This window comes from Peribacillus sp. SIMBA_075 (genome assembly GCF_046534585.1).
The window spans coordinates 1-263 of sequence record NZ_JAWRYN010000838.1 but is presented as its reverse complement, the minus strand read 5'-3'; the positions used below and the strand labels follow the sequence as shown (position 1 = coordinate 263).

General features: G+C 51.7%; 2 pseudogenes. Both read right to left on the bottom strand.

Going from position 1 to position 263, the window contains the following annotated elements:
- Positions 1-133: pseudogene (locus SB775_RS30595) on the bottom strand (DNA-binding response regulator); the annotation flags it as partial.
- Positions 108-263, bottom strand: a pseudogene (locus SB775_RS30590) (two-component sensor histidine kinase); the annotation flags it as partial. The pseudogenes SB775_RS30595 and SB775_RS30590, both read right to left, overlap by 26 nt.

Below are 263 nucleotides of genomic sequence, written 5' to 3'. Positions count from 1 at the left end.
CATGCAGGGCGAGCTGCAAGCCTTCATCGCCTGTATGACATAAATCAACGAGAAATCCATTCAGCTCAAAATAGTCCCGCTCCAGCTGAGCGATGGTAGTCTCGTCCTCAATGATGAGGATGCGCGTCGCCATGGGAATCTGTCCCTCCTTGGTTGGTTGTCCGTTTTAGCGTAAAGAACAGGCTAGTTCCGATACCCTGCTCGCTCTTTACCCAGATCGAGCCTCCGTGTCCTTCGATGATTTGACTTGCGATGGAAAGTCC